Below are 16,592 nucleotides of genomic sequence, written 5' to 3' on the forward strand. Positions count from 1 at the left end.
AAAGAGGGTGAAGTTCATGCAAATGGGAAGAGTGATAGGCAGTGTATGGGCAACACGCAAGGAAGAGGGACTGAATGGTTTAAAGCTACTAATCATTCAACCTATTGATTCCAATCAACAGCCGATTCGCACAGAAATGGTTGCAGCTGATCGTATAGGAGCGGGTATTGGTGATGATGTCCTGATTACAAGTGGTGGGTCATCTCGCTATATTATGAAAGATAATCCGTTACCGATTGATGCAGTTGTCATTGGTATTATTGATTCTACAGAAGTAATGAGAGGTGAGGACAATGAGTAGCGCAATTGGAATGATCGAAACAAAAGGATTAGTAGGCTCTTATGAAGCTGCTGATGCGATGATTAAAGCGTCAGACGTCACAATCGTCAAACAAGAGTTTGTGGATGGTGGCATCGTGACGATTGTCGTGAAGGGTGACGTAGGTTCTGTACAAGCCGCAGTAGAGGCTGGAAAAGCAGCCGCTATGCGTGTTGGTGAATTATTAGGCGCTCACGTCATTCCGAGACCTGATGAAGATGTCTTTAAAATGATTAAAGGACCAGAGGCACCAAAGAAAAAGGCTGTCTCTGCACCAGCAGCAACGCGTGCTAAAAAAACAACAGAAACAACATCAGCGACAGATAATCGAGGTGAGGCATAATGGCATTTCGTAAAAATAAAATCGCTGTTATTGGAGCAGGCCACACCGGTTCCACACTGAGTTTATTTTTAGCACAGAAAGAATTAGGCGATGTAGTGCTTGTTGATATTCCAGAGGCCGAGAACCCGACAAAAGGGAAAGCTTTGGATTTGCTACAAACAGGCCCAATCGAAAAATTCAATGTGTCCATTAAAGGCACGAGTCAATATGAAGATATCGCAGGTGCGGATATTGTTGTCATTACAGCAGGTATTCCACGTAAACCAGGGATGAGTCGTGATGACTTAGTCACAACAAATGCTAAAATTATTCAACAGGTTTCAAGACAAATTAAACACTATGCTCCAAATAGTATTGTTGTTGTGTTGAGTAATCCTGTTGATGCCATGACGTATGTGTGTCATAAGGAAACAGGCTTTGCCAAAAATCGTATCATCGGTCAATCTGGTGTGTTAGATACAGCTCGCTTCAACACGTTTGTGGCGCAGGAGCTTCACATTGCACCAGAGGATGTATCAGGCTTCGTCCTAGGAGGACATGGCGATGAAATGGTTCCATTAATCCGTTATTCCTATGCAGGCGGCATTCCATTAGAGAAACTAATTCCTCAGGAACGACTACAGCAAATCGTGGAGCGTACGCGTAAAGGCGGCGGTGAAATTGTTGGCTTACTAGGTAATGGTAGTGCCTACTATGCTCCAGCCGCAGCGTGTGCCCAAATGGTTGAAATTATTATCAAAGATCAACGAAAAATTATCCCTTCTATTGCCCTATTAGAAGGAGAATATGGGTACCACGATCTCTTTTTAGGGGTACCAACTATTTTAGGTGGCAATGGCATCGAATCTGTCATCGAATTGCACCTAACAAATGAAGAACAAACAGCCCTTCAGCACTCTGCAGAGGCTGTGAAACAGGTAATTGCTATTTGCCAAAACATTGAATAGAGTATACAGACTCTATTTTTCAATGGATCGAAAGGATCCCCAACTTTCTTTCCAATAAAACTTCATGATAGCTCAAAAAATGTTTGATTGGAAACCGAACATGACTTGAAGGCTAGTATAAATCCCCAATTATATAGAAAGCTCTCCTCTAGTTATGGGAGCAGAAACTGCAGCAGACTTAAAGTTTGCTGCAGTTTTTTTATTCACAACTTATATCATAAAAAAATTATCGCCTCTACTATAATGAAATTAGGAGGGATGTGGATGAACAACATTGTACAGGAGATGATTGATTGGATTGAGCTTCATCTATTAGAAGGATTTTCATTAGAGCAATTAGGAAAGGATATAGGTTATTCTCCTTATTACTGTTCTTTTAAATTCCATCAGACGACAGGGATGACGATTAAAAAATATAGATCACTACGTAAAATTTATCTTTCTACTATTGCATTAAAAGATCCCCAAAAGAAAATAATCGACATCGCCTTTCACTACGGTTTTTCATCGCAGGAATCCTTTTCTAGAGCATTTAAAAGGTATTTTGGTATAAGTCCGAATGATTACAGAAAGTCTCCTCAACCTTTACAAACCTTTGTAAAGTTGAGATTACAGGATGATGGAGGATGGTTGACGATGGATATTTCTCAGAAATTAAAAATTGAAGCATTACAAGAGAAGATGAATGTGCAATACGATCAAGAGCTATTGAATGTATTAAATGGTCAAATGATGTATGAGGAGTTCGCAAAACAACAATTAATGGGCAACAGTGATTACGTTCCTTTCAATGAAGCGATGTGTGCGAATCCAACGATTAGTCCGATTTTCAGTGAAGAATTTAATAAACTGCGTGCTATAGGGCATGAGGTGTCTTTACAGCAATATGAGCAGGTGACATTGAAGCCGTTGAAGCCATTGTTAACAAATGACTATAAATGTATTGTTTTATGGTTTGGAGATGATATGTTTTGTCAGATGAATTTATTGACCGTCCTTGCTTTCCTAGAGCAACAAAGGTATCAAGGCAAAGTCTATTATTATATGGTCAAGGAAATGACCTATGATGTGGAAGAAACAGAGATAGAACTTGGACCGTATGGGGAGGTCTATCAAGAGGTCTTAATGCACCATCGTCTACCCAAGACAACGCTTATACCTGTCATGTATCAGGGCATTCAATTATTTTTCAGCTATTTAAATGAAGAGAATGAGATCACTACGTATATAAAAAAACACCTCAATCTATCTCAAAATGACCTGTTAAAGCAATTGTTTTCCCTATTTCCACACTATGGATTAGGGGATAGACAATACATTAAAATAATAGAGAAGTTAAAAAAGGAATATTCTAAATAATTATCCTAGAAAGTCCGCAATATACAAAATTTTCGAAAATATGATAAACTTATAACGTGAAAAGGAGGATGAATGCATGACTGTTCAACAATTTACAGACTATGTGAAGAAAATGCAGCATTATGAGGAAGCGCTCAATGTGATTTATTGGGATATGCGGACGGGTGCACCGAAAAAGGGGTTAGCACAACGTTCTGAGGTAATTGGTACATTATCAGCCTCCTTATTTGATATGCAGACGAGTGAGGAACTAGGAGAGCTTCTAGCAGCATTAGAGGCACAAAAAGCTGATCTTGACTATGTAACACTACGTTTAGTAGAAGAAGTAAGAAAGAATTACGATCAAAATAAAAAAATCCCTGCGAATGAATATAAAGAATTCGTCATTCTTCAATCGAAGGCAGAAACGGCTTGGGAAGAAGCGAAGGCGAAGAATAATTTTGCTCTATTCCTACCATACCTAGAAGAAATCATACAATGGCAGAAAAAATTCATTCAATATTGGGGCATTAAAAATGGATCTCCATACAATACATTACTAGATTTATATGAGCCAGATATGACAACAGATGTCGTAGATCAAGTATTTGGTGAATTACGAGAGTCTATTGTGACGCTTGTTCAAAAAATTGCTCATTCATCGAATAAACCCGATACTACCATGTTATTTAAGCATTTCCCGCGTGAGGCACAGCGTGAATTATCGTTAGAATTGCTTGCTCAGCTCGGCTATGACTTCGATGCTGGTCGCTTGGATGAAAGTGTCCATCCTTTCATGATTGGCTTAAACTATGGTGACGCTCGTATTACAACTAAATATGATGAAAATGATTTCCGTTCAGCTATTTTTGGCACAATTCATGAATGTGGACATGCGATGTATGAGCAAAATATTGATGAAAAACTTGCAGGACTGCCATTAGCGACTGGTACATCGATGGGGATTCATGAATCACAATCATTATTTTATGAAAACTTTGTCGGCAGAAATGAGAAATTTTGGGAGCATAACTATGAGCGCCTTCAACACTTCTCACCAGTTCAATTTGGTGATGTAGCGTTAGCCGATTTTTTACGTGCCATTAATATGGTAGAACCATCATTGATTCGCATTGAAGCAGATGAACTAACATATCCATTACATATCATGATTCGCTATGAAATTGAACGTGACCTGTTCAATGGCGATTTACAGGCGAAGGATCTCCCACAAGTATGGAATGATAAGTACGAAGAATATTTAGGCATTCGCCCTGAGACAGATGCACAGGGTGTACTCCAAGATATGCATTGGTCAGGCGGCATGTTTGGCTATTTCCCATCCTATGCGTTAGGAATGATCTATGCAGCACAGTGGAAACATGCAATGGACAAGGATATTCCTAATTTTGATGAATTACTAGAAAAGGGAGAGCTACTGCCAATTCGAGAGTGGCTAACTGAAAAAGTTCATCAATATGGAGCATTGAAAAAGCCATTTGAATTGCTGAAAGAAGCGACAGGGGAAGGCTTAAATGCCAAGTATCTGGCAGACTACTTACAAGAAAAATATACAAAGCTATATCAGTTATAAAAAACAAGCGATTTCTCTACTAATGAGAAATCGCTTGTTGCTTTGAAAATATTCTTACCAAAGCTTAAAGCCTTTGAGCCCGCTGGTGAATTTGAAATAATTTCGAAGATTGGAATTGTGTAAGCTAATATAAATAAGGCTACTAAAATTACAAGTCAAGATTTAAAGTAAGCTACATTTCATGTTACATCAATATTTTTTATATAATGTTCAACATTATAAAGAGTCATTTTTAAATTGAACTATTGTGTTAAACAATCTGGCCAGATTGTTGAGTAAATATTTATTTGTGTAGCTTATGTATGATGAACCGTATATAGTTTTTACTTTTTGACCAATTAAAAATTTAGGGGTGATTATGGTGACACTTAAATGGTTGTGGATATTGGTTATTGCATTTTGCGTACTAGAATGGATTTCAATCCCATTCATAAGTGCATTTACAGGAAAATTGTATCAAGTAGTTGATGGTGTATTAATAATTACTTTTATTATTTATCCATTATTTTTCTTGACTACTCTTTTACTATTACAAAAGGGGAATAAAAAAATTGGTGCAGTAATTTTGCTTATTCCACTAATTGTGTATGCCCCCGTGTTAATAAGTCTTCAAACGTTGGTTAAATAATGTATTACTAATTGAGTTAACGAGGTGCTTTGTAAAACAAGAGTTTCAAAAATTATCGAACTTTAAAAATTTAATCGATGCCATTCAATAAGAGCAAGCTTTGATTATAAAGTGAAAAAAGCGATTTCTCGTTACAGAGAAATCGCTTTTTTATAGGAAGATGCGTTTGGATGCTTACCACAATTGATAGCCTTTAGAGCCGGCTGGTGAGTTTGAAATAATATCGATAATTGGTACTGTGTAAGCGAATAAAATTAAGGCTACTAAAATAACAAGCCATATTTTAAAGTTTTCTAAAATAGCTGGTGTTGGACCGCTAAGCTCATGTACATCACCTACAGGGAATTCTTCGTCACCTTTAGGTGCGAACCAAGCTAATTTCACGACGATATAAATGATCACTAGGATGGCGATAAAGAGGATTGTTCCACCCACAGCTTGCGCGATTTGATAAGGAATCCAATCGTAAGCCTGCTGAGCGCCACCATATTCTGAGTAATCTGAGCGACGAGGCGCACCAATTAGACCAGCAATATGCATTGCAGAAGACATAATCGTCATACCAGTAGCCCATAAGATACCAGCGAAATTACTAAGATTATTTAAAGACTTCGAAAGTGTACGACCTGTTAAATGTGGAATTAACCAGAATGCCGCACCGAAGTAAGTTAAAACAACAGCTGTTGCAATCGTTAAATGGAAATGCCCTGTAACCCAAATGGTATTATGAATTAATTGGTTCATTTGATAAGAGGCATTGACAATACCGCCTGCACCCCCTGGAATAAATGACACCATACCGATAAATGGTACGAAGAAACGAGCATCCTTCCAAGGTAATTTTTTAAACCAACCAAATAGTCCTTTGCCACCTAATTCACGTCCGCGTAACTCGAACATGGCAAACATCGAGAAGGCTGTCATGAGAGAAGGTACGATAACAGCAAATGTTAAAACAACTTGAATGAACTTCCATGTACCATCAATACCAGGCTCTGTTAACTGATGGTGAATTCCAACAGGAATAGAGAAGAGTAAGAACAGCATAAACGAAAGTCTTGCTAAAGAATCGGAGAAAATTTTCCCGCCAATTACTTTTGGAATAATCACGTACCATACCATATAGGCAGGTAATAACCAGAAGTATACAAGTGCATGACCAAAATACCAGAAAAGTGTACGCGATAATGCCACATCGACACGTTCAATTAAACCTAAGGACCATGGTAACAATTGAATTAAAACAGAAGCTGCAACACCAAGCGTTGCCACAAACCACATTAAATTATTAACAACTACCATAAATGATAGTAACGGGCTGCGTTGTCCACTCGCTTTATTTTCCTTGCGCCACTGGACATAACGTAAAATTTGACCTGCGCCGCCAACCCAAGAACCAACTACGACTAATGTAAGACCTAAATAGAAAATCCAATGTGCCTTTAATGGTGCATAGAATGTATAAAGAACAGTTGCTTTATTCAATAACACCATCGTTGCGGCAGCAGCTGTACCGATCGTCATTAACCAGAAACCAATCCAGCCAAGTCTTCTCTGAGTATCAGTGAACGTACCAGATGTTCGACTTACACTTGCAATTTGGAAGCCGTAAATAAAGAATGTAGTTAATATAAGACCGAGTAATACACCATGAACTGTTAATACTTGATAATAACCAATGCCTGCTGGTAATGTAAATTGACCAGAACGTACAAAAACCTGTAATAAACCTGCAAGACCACCTAATAACAATGCGATAAATGCCACGTAAATATGTGCCATTGCTAGCTTTGCATCTCGACGATCCACTTTTGTCATTGAATTAGTGTGACTCATTTGAATCCACCACCTTTAGCATAGAGTGCATCATCGTATGTCCTGTACCACAATACTCATTACATACGATTAAAAACTCGCCGACCTTATTGACTTCTGTTACATATTCCGAAATATAGCCAGGCTCAAGCATCATATTGATATTCGTACCTGCAACCTCAAAACCATGCATAACATCCTCGCTTGTCGCGATAAATTTCACTTTTGCACCAAGTGGAACCTCAATTTGTGGAGGATTATAATTGAATGCAGAAGCAACTACTACCACTTCGTAATCCCAATCTTTACCTTCAACCTTATGGACACCTGGATTATCAAAAGGCGCTGTCTCTTTCACTTTCTCGTAATCTAGTGTTTTTTTACCATTGTTTGGATGGGAGCCTTGATGAAATGCTCCGATACCGAGAATGATCAGGAATGCCACTAAAGTGGTAACTCCAAACACAAGCCAGTATTTCTCATACTTATGTATGTGCATATATTTCTGTCCCTTCTTCGTAGATTAAAACCGTCCAATGAACAAATCGAAGCAGTACACCCAAAGTAAAATGATGATAATACCTACTCCAAAAACTGCATAGAGTGAACCTTTTAAATTTTCATCTGACTTCTTTTTATTTGCCATTTTTGCTCCTCCTACGCTTTTTATTGTTGTGTTTCTTACAGTCATCATATAAAAATCCCCTGCATTTTGATGTGAAAAAAATCACACTTCTAGAGGAATTATGTGAAAAAAGTGTGAAGAATTACGAAGAAAAAAAAACAAGCTATCTCAAAAGTCATTGAGATAGCTTGTCATCGTACTATATTTTGCTTAATTTTAGTAAAAATAAAAGATTGGTAGGAAAGTACATTCTTTTTTGTGCGAATGATAAATCTTTTGCATGTGTGCTGTCTGTTTGAGCATACAATGTCTTATTTGGAACATTCCTCAAATCTTGTTTTCTATTCTTCTTCCTCAATCGTTAATAGAACTGTTAGGGCACCGACGCTTGGGACCGAAACTGGGAGAGCAAATGCCTTTTCAAAGCCATATAATTTTGTATTGCCCACCATCACCGTTGGCGGAGTGATATCAATTTCTAAGCTTTCTTGCCCAACAGCTGTACATAAATTTCCTGCAATCATGTTACCAAATTCCCCTGTAAAGGATTCTAGCATTTCTCCTTCAAGCGGCATACCGAACATGGTACTACCGATCCCGCTGAACACTTCGGGAGAGGAGTCAATGATGACGCGTCCCTTTAAATCTCCGATTAAGCCAATTAATACGCCCATTTGTTGTTGTTGAAAGGGTTCAGAAATAATACTAGGCGACTTTACTTCTATATCCATAGGAAGAATGGTTTTTAAAGCGTGAATTGTCCCGTTTAAAATAGTTTGAAAGTACTTCGAATTACTCATCATTACCGCATCCTTTTTCCGACTTTTCTACATCTTACCATGTAAAAAGGGTAAGATGAAAGTATGTCTTGACGAATTCACATGAAATTTATAATATATTAATGAGAATGATTTTCAAATTCAATGTAAACGTCTGAAAACTTAACGAAAAATAACTAAGAAGGAGCGGTTCGCAATGACATTCGTATTGATTGGAGCAGCTGTAGTGATCTATATTGGAGTTGGAAAATACGTCATGAACCAGGCAACTGCACATTTGAAATAAGAGCTAAACAAAAGGGTATGAAGCTGCTATGCTTCATACTTTTTTCATGTTGTTAAAAAAGAAAATAGCACGTGCAGAAAAGGGCTTTAGCAAGGCGAGAGGTGATTCCTGTTACGCCAGTGTCCATTTTAACTTACCCTCTAGAATCTGATCAGTAACACTAATCTCCTAGGAATGACGCTGTCTCCGCTTCAATTAATTAGGCTACAAAATTTTCTTCCATATTACCAATAGTGTAGGGAAAGAGTCTCTTCTTTTTTACATGTTTTTGTTCGTGGGAAATATTTGTTTTTTCAGAAATCTATTGTAAAATGAAGCAAACCTTTAAGGTTATTTAAAGAAATCAGGTGACAAATATGACAAAAATATTAGTAACAGGGTTTGAGCCATTTCTTGATTATAAAATAAATCCAACAATGCAAATTGTGGAAGAATTAAACGGAAAGAAAATAGATTGCTATGATATCGTCGGACGAATTCTATCTGTAGATTTTCAGCAATCAGCGGAGCAATTAAAACAACATATAGAAGAAGTGAAACCACAAATCATTATTTCATTAGGATTGGCTGGAGGACGTTTTAAAGTAACACCAGAGCGCATTGCTATTAATGTGAAAGACGGAGAGCCTGATAATAATGGCTATACACCAGTTGATGAGCGTATCCATGAGGAGGGGGCAGATGCTTATCTAACAAACTTACCAATTCGCAGTATGGTAAATCGTTTGCAGGCAGAAGGATATCCAGCGGAAATCTCTAATACAGCGGGTACATACTTATGTAATAACATTATGTATGAGGGGCTCGCTTATGCACAGCAACATGAAGGGGTTCGTGCTGGCTTTATTCATATTCCAGCATCATTTGAGCTGTCAATCCAACATGGCAAAATTCCCGGCTGGAGTATTAGAGATTTAGTAGCTGCGGTACAGCTTTGTATTGAGGAGACGGCACGTGCAACCAATCATTGATTTTCCTCATTCAATGTGGATTAGTCAACATACTATTCGTTTTGCATTCAAAGAGGAAATTTCTCACTCAAACTTTCACGCGGTCCAAGCGTTTAATCGGTTTCTGAAACAGCAGCTACAGCATCACCTAATTGAAAGTGTTGCAAGCTACCATACAGTAACAGCTTATATTAAACAAAAAATAGATATTGAACGTTTAAGGTCGCAGTGGCTTGAGATGCAAGCCTCCACAACAATTGATAAAGGAACGAATCGACTTTTAAAAATACCCGTCTGCTATGATGAGGAATTTGCTTTAGATCAAAAGCGTGTCATGGATTTCACAGGTTTACCTTTTGAGGATATTAAAACTTTGCATATGTCCAAAAGCTATTATGTTTATTTAATCGGCTTTTTACCAGGCTTTCCTTACTTAGGTGAGCTTGATGCTAAATTATTTGTGCCCCGCTTACAGAAACCAAGGGCATCTGTATCAGCGAGTTCAGTTGGGGTTGGTGGTGGACAAACAGGCATCTATCCTGTTGATTCACCTGGAGGCTGGAATATTATAGGGAAAACACCTTTGGATTTATTTCATGTTCATGGCAAAGAGCCATTTTTATTTGAACTTGGTGATGAAGTTCAATTTTATGAAATAACCAAACAGCAATTTTGGGAAGTAAAAAGCAAAGGAGTGTAGCAATTGGAGCCACTTCTGCTCGTAACAAAACTAGGGGTGTATGGTAGCTTACAAGACAAAGGAAGGTTCGGCTATCGGGCATTTGGTATTCCGCTATCTGGACCAATGGATTACCGTTCGTATCAAGCAGCTCAAAGAATCTTACAGCATCACCATGATCAAACGTCTTTTGAAATGTTTGTGGGTGGTTTTGAATTTGAGGCGCTTGCTGATGGTGTTTATGTATTAACAGGGGGGCATAGTACATGCTTGGTTAATCATGTACCAATCGAAATGTGGAAAACATTCTATTTAACAAAGGGAGATAGATTATCTATCAAGAGTGTTCATCAGGGCTCTATTGTTTACTTAACCCCGTTAGGAGGTTTTCGTACAAATGATGAGCTTGGTAGCCAATCCTACCTTCCACTTGGGAATTTGGGAACATGCATTACAAAAGGAAGTATTTTATATGGGCAGGTATCAGCATCTTTAAAATATAATAGAGGGCTATATGCACCCTATCGTCCGCGTTTTGACAGTTCGATTACGGTTCGACTGTTTAAAGGGCCGCATTTCCATTTATTTGCTGAGGAGAGTCAGCGACAATTTTTACAAGATCCTTTTCAATTTATCGGCGGCAATCGTATGGGCTACTACATCAAAGGACCTACCTTACAATTTCAGGAGATGAAGGATATTCTATCAGAAGCTACACAGTTCGGAACAATCCAAGTGCCTCAAAGTGGTAATCCCATTATCCTAATGGCTGATGCTCAAACAGTAGGAGGCTATCCTATTATTGCAACAGTTCATGAAGAAGATTTACATAAAGTAGCGCAAATGCGTATGTTTAACACAATTCACTTTGTACTGGAGGAACCATGATGTCAATTGATATCAATTGTGATCTGGGTGAAAGCTATGATGCTTTTATCGCGGGTAAGGACGAAGAACTATTAGACTATGTAACTTCCATCAACATTGCCTGTGGCTATCATGCGGGTCATCATTCAATCATGCATCAAATTGTACGCAGCGCCATTCGTAAAAACGTTCACATTGGTGCACATCCAAGCTATCCCGATCGAGAGGGATTTGGTCGCCGTAACATGGAATGTAGCCCAGCTGAAATTTACGATATGATGGTTTATCAAATTGGTGCCTTACAGGCATTTGTACAGATTGAAAATGGTATGCTTCATCATGTTAAACCACATGGCGCACTCTATAATCAATGTGCGAATGACCGTGAAAAAGCGTTAGCTGTAGTCAATGCAGTGTATGATCTTAATCCGCAGCTTATTTTATATGGCTTATCTGGTAGCCTCATCGTAGAGATTGCTAGAGACCAGGGGCTTCAAGTATATGAGGAGGTTTTTTCGGATCGACGCTATAACGAAGATGGCACATTAGTGAACAGACAGGTGCCAAATGCCTTCATACAATCTGAAGAGGAAATGCTAGTGCATGTAAAAGGAATTTTGACTGCGAATGAAGTGATATCGGTCCAGTCCAAAAAAATTAAAGTGGCAGTCCAAACCTTATGTATACATGGAGATGGCCCACATGCGCTAGACTTTGCAAAAAAAATTGCAGGTCTTAGAAAGCAATTACAATAAAATGTAAGAATGGATGCCTTAAATAAGGCATCCATTTTATTTAGATTGTTGTCACTAGCTCCACAGCTTCTAGCACAATTGGCGTACCAGCAGAAAGTGTACCTGTGACAGTATTGAACGTTATTTCAGTTGTAGAAACTGTATAGGCACCACCCTCCTGAAGAACACCATTGATATATAAGTTATAGTATCCATTTGCGACTTCTGGGAATGCTGTTGCGGCTGTACCGCTATCATTTAAAAACGTTGTTGCAGCGACTGTCGTGCCATCTGCAATGACAAGGGGTGCAGCTAAGACGTTAAAAAACCTTGTAGAACTACCTGTTACATTGACGTGAATATTAATAATGGAAAGTGCCACCCAATTCACCTCCTTTCATTTCCTTTATTTCGTTGTAAAGCCTAGCGATTCAATAATAATGGGTGTTCCTCTATACAATGTCGCATTATAAGGTACGATTGTCAGGGAGGCTGGGGTTACCGTATAAATACCGCCTTCCTGCATTACTGCATTAATATAAAGGTTAACGTAACCATTAGGTGAAAAAATTGTAAACTCAGTAACGGAATTTGCTTCATCATTCCAAAAGAGATCGGCTGGAAGAGTTGCCCCATTCGATAGATCAAGATCAGCTGTAACGATATAAAAATATCGTTGGATCGTTGGTATAATCATACCTTCAGGGACTTTTTCAGGAGGATCAATGGGTATTCCGTTTGTTGCTTTTATACGGGGCCAGATAAATCGATCCTCACAGTTACATGAACAATATTTTTCAATGATTTGATGAGACTTAGGATTTATCATATGGCATCACACTCCCTTCATAAAAAATATAACTTTGCCCCGAATATGCTTACTATAAAATATGAAGTAAATATAAAAAGAACTAGTTGACCATCTATCATTTGGCATAGATTTTTTGTATAAACATGTTTTTGTAAGGATGGAAACGTTGGCATATATGCTTTAAATTAGTGTTATACTTTGCTAGTTGAATAAGGTAGAATACTAATTATGAATAATTAATGAAAAAGGGGTTACTGGTTTCATGAAAGATTTTGAACAACAATTGGAGGGGCTATTAAAGCAAGCCTCTTTGCAATACATAATTTATCAGCATAATGGTGATACAGAGCGCATGGATAAAACATCACTTTTTGCTCGAAAAATTCAGCAAAAAGAGTATGTGATTGGCTTTGCAGGCCATTTCTCTGCAGGGAAGTCCAGTATGATTAATGCGCTGTCTGGTGAAAATCTGCTGGCATCTAGTCCTATTCCAACAAGTGCAAACATCGTAAAAGTTCATAAATCAGAGGAAGACTATGCGATTGTTTATATGCACAATGAAAAGCCTGTAAAATTTGAGGCTGGCTATGATTTTAAAACAGTAAAAGAGCTAAGTAAAAATGGGGATTTAGTGTCACAAATTGAGATTGGACACAGTGCCTCTACACTACCACTAGGTGTCACTGTAATGGATACGCCAGGGGTAGACTCCACAGATGATGCACACCGCATGTCAACGGAATCAGCACTACATATTGCCGATATCGTATTTTATACAATGGACTACAACCATGTGCAGTCGGAATTAAATTTCCAATTCACAAAGCAATTAATGAAATATAATCCAAATGTTTATTTAATTGTCAATATGATTGATAAGCATAAGGATAATGAATTGAGCTTCGAGGAATTTAAAGCAACTGTTCATCAGTCCTTTGCAGCATGGGGTGTTGTACCGAAGGGTGTTTTCTTTACATCATTAAGAGAGCCAGAGCATCCACATAATGATTTTGAGGCAGTAAAGAAAATCGTGATGGACAGTATGAATGACTGGCAGGAGCAGCTTGTACAAACAGCTACGAATACATTGCGTTTATTGCAAAGCGAGCATGACAATTATTTAATGGAAGAAAGACAGGATCGTTTAGCAATTGATGAAGAAATTTTAAGTGCGGATGACTGGGCACACCATCAAGATATTTTAGAGCAATACAATAAATTAAATCGTCAGGTTGAATTATTTTCAGTAGAAGCTTGGAACGAAACGTTTGAGGAGCAACGTAAGGATTTGCTCGCGAATGCTGCAATTATGCCAGCTGATTTACGCGATCACTTACGCCTTTATTTAGAAAGCATGCAGGAAGGCTTTAAAGTTGGAGGGCTCTTTACTGCAAAGAAAAAAACAGAGGAAGAGCGAAACAGACGTAAAGAAAATGCGTATAGTGCCTATCAAAATGTGGTCCATGCACAAATCACGGGGCATTTAAAAGGTCTTATGAAAAAGGCATTGAAGGACGTTGGTGCATTAAATGAGGAACGTGCCGCTGCTATTGATGCCTATGTATTTGACTTACCTTTTTCATTGATTGAGCAGCAAGTTCAAACAGGCGCTATTTTAACAGGTGATGCTGTGTTAAACTTCGCTAACCGTATCGCAGAAGCAACAAAGCGCTACTTCATTCAGGAGACAGATAGCTGGAAAAATGCGCAAGCGACAACTCTTGAAGCTGTAGCAACAGAAACTGCCGCACCATCAAAATTAAAAATGGCGGGTATGCAGGACAAAGTAGATGCCATTAATGCGGTCCTTGAAATTGAAGGCTATCAGCAATATAGTGCAAGCACTATGCATCAAGCGAGCAATGAAATTCGTAAAGTTGCCAATCAACAGCTTACAAATTGGGAACAATCATTTAAGCAAGATTTAGCAGAAATTCGTCTATTTGACGAGTCCATGTTGCAGCCAAAAGAGCAAATCATCCAACAAGAGGAAGCTCAGCAAGCTACTAGTGCAACGACTCTACCAATCGATGGTGTGATTAACCGTGCACTCCATACTGCCAATGCAGTCAAAGAGGTGCAAGGCTTTGCCGAAGTAGCCCAATACCTTGAAAATAAAGTAGAACGACTACAGAAAAAGGATTTTACCATTGCATTGTTTGGCGCATTTAGTGCTGGGAAATCTTCCTTCTCAAACGCTTTAATGGGAGCCAAGGTGTTACCTGTATCACCAAACCCAACAACTGCGGCCATCAATAAAATTCGTCCAGTTACACCTGAACACCCACATGAAACAGCGGATGTACAGCTTAAAACTGCGGAACAAATGCTAGAGGATATTCAAGGCTCCTATGCGGCGATTGGTTTGTCTGTATCGACATTGGAGGAAGCCTATAATCGTGCTGATGAAGGGCTTGCAGTGCAGTTAACGGACGAACGCTTAAATGTTCATAAATCATTTATTCGTGCCTATAAAGAAGGCTATCCAACCTTTAAGTCTGAGTTTGGTTCTATCCTCCGCGTAGACCGTGAAGAGTTTGAAAAATTTGTAGCACAAGAAAATAAATCTTGCTTTGTTGACAATATCGACTTCTATTATGATAGTCCATTAACACGTATGGGCGTGACACTTGTTGACACGCCAGGAGCGGACTCTATTAATGCCCGCCATACAGGCGTAGCATTTGAATATATTCGTAATGCTGATGCCATCCTATTTATTACGTACTATAACCATGCCTTTGCCAAAGCTGACCGAGAGTTTTTAATTCAACTTGGTCGTGTGAAGGATGCATTTGAGCTAGATAAAATGTTCTTTATTGTCAATGCAATTGATTTGGCAACAACGGATGAAGAACAGGAAGATGTAAAAGGCTATGTACGCTCAGAGTTACAACGCTTTGGCATTCGCTTCCCAAGACTATATGGGGTATCTAGTCTTTTAGCGTTGAAGGAAAAGGTAGAAGGTGCCGATTTAACATCAGGTATGCCACCGTTTGAAAGCGACTTCCATACATTCTTAAATGATGAATTGAGTGCATTAGCCGTTCAAGCTCTTGCAGAGGAAGTTGATAAAACAGAGCAACGTTTGGCGGATTTAATTGCCCAAACAGAGGAAAACTTAAAACGTAAAGATGAGCGACTAGAGGAATTAGCAACACTTGAACAACATATTCAATCGAAGTTCAGTGTGCTGAATACGAGCATGTTAGAGAGTGAAACAAAGCAGGAGCTTGATGAGCTACTCTATTATGTTCTTCAGCGTGTTTATTATCGTTACCCTGAGTTCTTTAAGGAAGGCTACAATCCTTCTACCTTTGCTGCAATGCCCGCACAACAAGCATTGGAGCATGCATTAAAAGAAGTGATGCAAAGCTTGCGTTTTGATTTTACTCAAGAAATGCGTGTAACAAACTTCCGTTTATCGCAATTCATTAGCAAAAAGATGCAACAACGTTTTAAAGATGAAGTGCGCGAATTGAAAGAGTTAAATCGAAGCTTCTCATTCCTAGCCTTTGAATCCTCTGAGCCAAATTTATTGGATTTTGAAGGACCGTTTGCGGATATTTCCAAATATGCTAGCGTAAAATCTCATTTCCGCAATCAAAAAGCTTTCTTTGAAAAGAATGAAAAAGTGAAGCTAAGTGAGGCACTAGAAGCTGTAACAAAGCCAGATGCACAAGACTATTTAGATGCACAGAAAGTTTCTCTCATGACATGGGCGATTACGTTTATAGCAGAGGAAGCCGAAAAATTACGTTACTATATTTATCATCAAGCGCTTGAACAAATTGACACAGAAAGATTAGCCTTACAAGAAGAGAGTCGTTTAGCTTCTTGGAAAGCGATTTACGCACAATTACAATACGCATGAGGT

The 16,592-nt window shown here is 38.6% G+C and carries 17 protein-coding genes; 11 read left to right on the plus strand and 6 right to left on the minus strand.

Features of this window, described 5'->3' with window-relative positions:
* Positions 1-16: 16 nt before the first annotated feature.
* The 6 genes from AC1RFD_RS02760 to AC1RFD_RS02785 all read left to right on the plus strand — a co-directional run bounded on the left by AC1RFD_RS02760 (position 17) and on the right by AC1RFD_RS02785 (position 5,169).
* The gene (locus AC1RFD_RS02760; protein ID WP_004269324.1) at positions 17-301 is read left to right on the plus strand and encodes a EutN/CcmL family microcompartment protein; all 285 of its coding nucleotides are present in this window, start codon (positions 17-19) and stop codon (positions 299-301) included.
* A complete protein-coding gene (locus AC1RFD_RS02765) occupies positions 294-662 on the plus strand; it encodes a BMC domain-containing protein (RefSeq protein ID WP_016991930.1) in 369 nt (122 codons plus the stop codon). Before AC1RFD_RS02760 ends, AC1RFD_RS02765 begins: the two co-directional genes overlap by 8 nt.
* The gene (gene mdh / locus AC1RFD_RS02770) at positions 662-1,609 is read left to right on the plus strand and encodes a malate dehydrogenase (protein ID WP_016991928.1); all 948 of its coding nucleotides are present in this window, start codon (positions 662-664) and stop codon (positions 1,607-1,609) included. The genes AC1RFD_RS02765 and mdh overlap by 1 nt, the downstream gene beginning before the upstream one ends.
* Positions 1,610-1,873: 264 nt before the next feature.
* Positions 1,874-2,968, plus strand: a complete 1,095-nt coding sequence (locus tag AC1RFD_RS02775) for a helix-turn-helix domain-containing protein (RefSeq protein ID WP_054550781.1) — start codon at positions 1,874-1,876, stop codon at positions 2,966-2,968.
* 76 nt (positions 2,969-3,044) lie between these two features.
* A complete protein-coding gene (locus AC1RFD_RS02780; protein WP_054550782.1) occupies positions 3,045-4,541 on the plus strand; it encodes a carboxypeptidase M32 in 1,497 nt (498 codons plus the stop codon).
* A 361-nt stretch (positions 4,542-4,902) separates the two neighbouring features.
* Complete coding sequence (locus AC1RFD_RS02785; protein ID WP_054550783.1) at positions 4,903-5,169, plus strand: hypothetical protein; 267 nt, start codon at positions 4,903-4,905, stop codon at positions 5,167-5,169.
* A gap of 174 nt (positions 5,170-5,343) precedes the next feature.
* Here AC1RFD_RS02785 and AC1RFD_RS02790 read toward each other — a convergent pair whose 3' ends face one another.
* The 4 genes from AC1RFD_RS02790 to AC1RFD_RS02805 form a co-directional block, all read right to left on the minus strand.
* Positions 5,344-7,005: a b(o/a)3-type cytochrome-c oxidase subunit 1 gene (locus AC1RFD_RS02790; protein ID WP_048390013.1), complete on the minus strand. Its 1,662-nt coding sequence runs from the start codon at positions 7,003-7,005 to the stop codon at positions 5,344-5,346.
* Positions 6,992-7,483, minus strand: a complete 492-nt coding sequence (locus tag AC1RFD_RS02795; RefSeq protein WP_004269330.1) for a cupredoxin domain-containing protein — start codon at positions 7,481-7,483, stop codon at positions 6,992-6,994. The genes AC1RFD_RS02790 and AC1RFD_RS02795 overlap by 14 nt, the downstream gene beginning before the upstream one ends.
* 24 nt (positions 7,484-7,507) lie before the next feature.
* Entirely contained in the window at positions 7,508-7,630 is a 123-nt protein-coding gene (locus AC1RFD_RS02800) for a hypothetical protein (protein ID WP_009370491.1), read from the minus strand.
* 320 nt (positions 7,631-7,950) lie between these two features.
* Positions 7,951-8,409 carry a chemotaxis protein CheX gene (locus AC1RFD_RS02805; protein ID WP_048390015.1) on the minus strand — a complete coding sequence of 153 codons (459 nt, stop codon included), beginning with the start codon at positions 8,407-8,409 and terminating at the stop codon, positions 7,951-7,953.
* A 621-nt stretch (positions 8,410-9,030) separates the two neighbouring features.
* Between AC1RFD_RS02805 and pcp the strand changes: the two genes are divergently transcribed.
* From pcp to AC1RFD_RS02825, 4 genes are read left to right on the plus strand one after another with little or no spacing between them, the layout of a single operon-like run.
* Entirely contained in the window at positions 9,031-9,645 is a 615-nt protein-coding gene (pcp, locus tag AC1RFD_RS02810) for a pyroglutamyl-peptidase I (RefSeq protein ID WP_054550784.1), read from the plus strand.
* Entirely contained in the window at positions 9,629-10,324 is a 696-nt protein-coding gene (pxpB, locus tag AC1RFD_RS02815) for a 5-oxoprolinase subunit PxpB (RefSeq protein ID WP_288582658.1), read from the plus strand. The genes pcp and pxpB overlap by 17 nt, the downstream gene beginning before the upstream one ends.
* A 3-nt stretch (positions 10,325-10,327) precedes the next feature.
* Positions 10,328-11,191, plus strand: coding sequence for a 5-oxoprolinase subunit C family protein (locus AC1RFD_RS02820; protein ID WP_492474469.1), 864 nt, complete (start codon positions 10,328-10,330; stop codon positions 11,189-11,191).
* A complete protein-coding gene (locus tag AC1RFD_RS02825; protein ID WP_054550787.1) occupies positions 11,191-11,925 on the plus strand; it encodes a 5-oxoprolinase subunit PxpA in 735 nt (244 codons plus the stop codon). The genes AC1RFD_RS02820 and AC1RFD_RS02825 overlap by 1 nt, the downstream gene beginning before the upstream one ends.
* 40 nt (positions 11,926-11,965) lie before the next feature.
* Here AC1RFD_RS02825 and AC1RFD_RS02830 read toward each other — a convergent pair whose 3' ends face one another.
* Together AC1RFD_RS02830 and AC1RFD_RS02835 are read right to left on the minus strand one after the other, a co-directional pair.
* Positions 11,966-12,286, minus strand: coding sequence for a DUF4183 domain-containing protein (locus tag AC1RFD_RS02830; protein ID WP_048390025.1), 321 nt, complete (start codon positions 12,284-12,286; stop codon positions 11,966-11,968).
* Between the two features lie 24 nt (positions 12,287-12,310).
* A complete protein-coding gene (locus AC1RFD_RS02835) occupies positions 12,311-12,733 on the minus strand; it encodes a DUF4183 domain-containing protein (protein ID WP_054550788.1) in 423 nt (140 codons plus the stop codon).
* A 244-nt stretch (positions 12,734-12,977) separates the two neighbouring features.
* Between AC1RFD_RS02835 and AC1RFD_RS02840 the strand changes: the two genes are divergently transcribed.
* Entirely contained in the window at positions 12,978-16,589 is a 3,612-nt protein-coding gene (locus AC1RFD_RS02840) for a dynamin family protein (RefSeq protein WP_054550789.1), read from the plus strand.
* Positions 16,590-16,592: the final 3 nt, after the last annotated feature.

Source organism: Lysinibacillus sp. GW823-FHT02G10 (assembly GCF_058797135.1).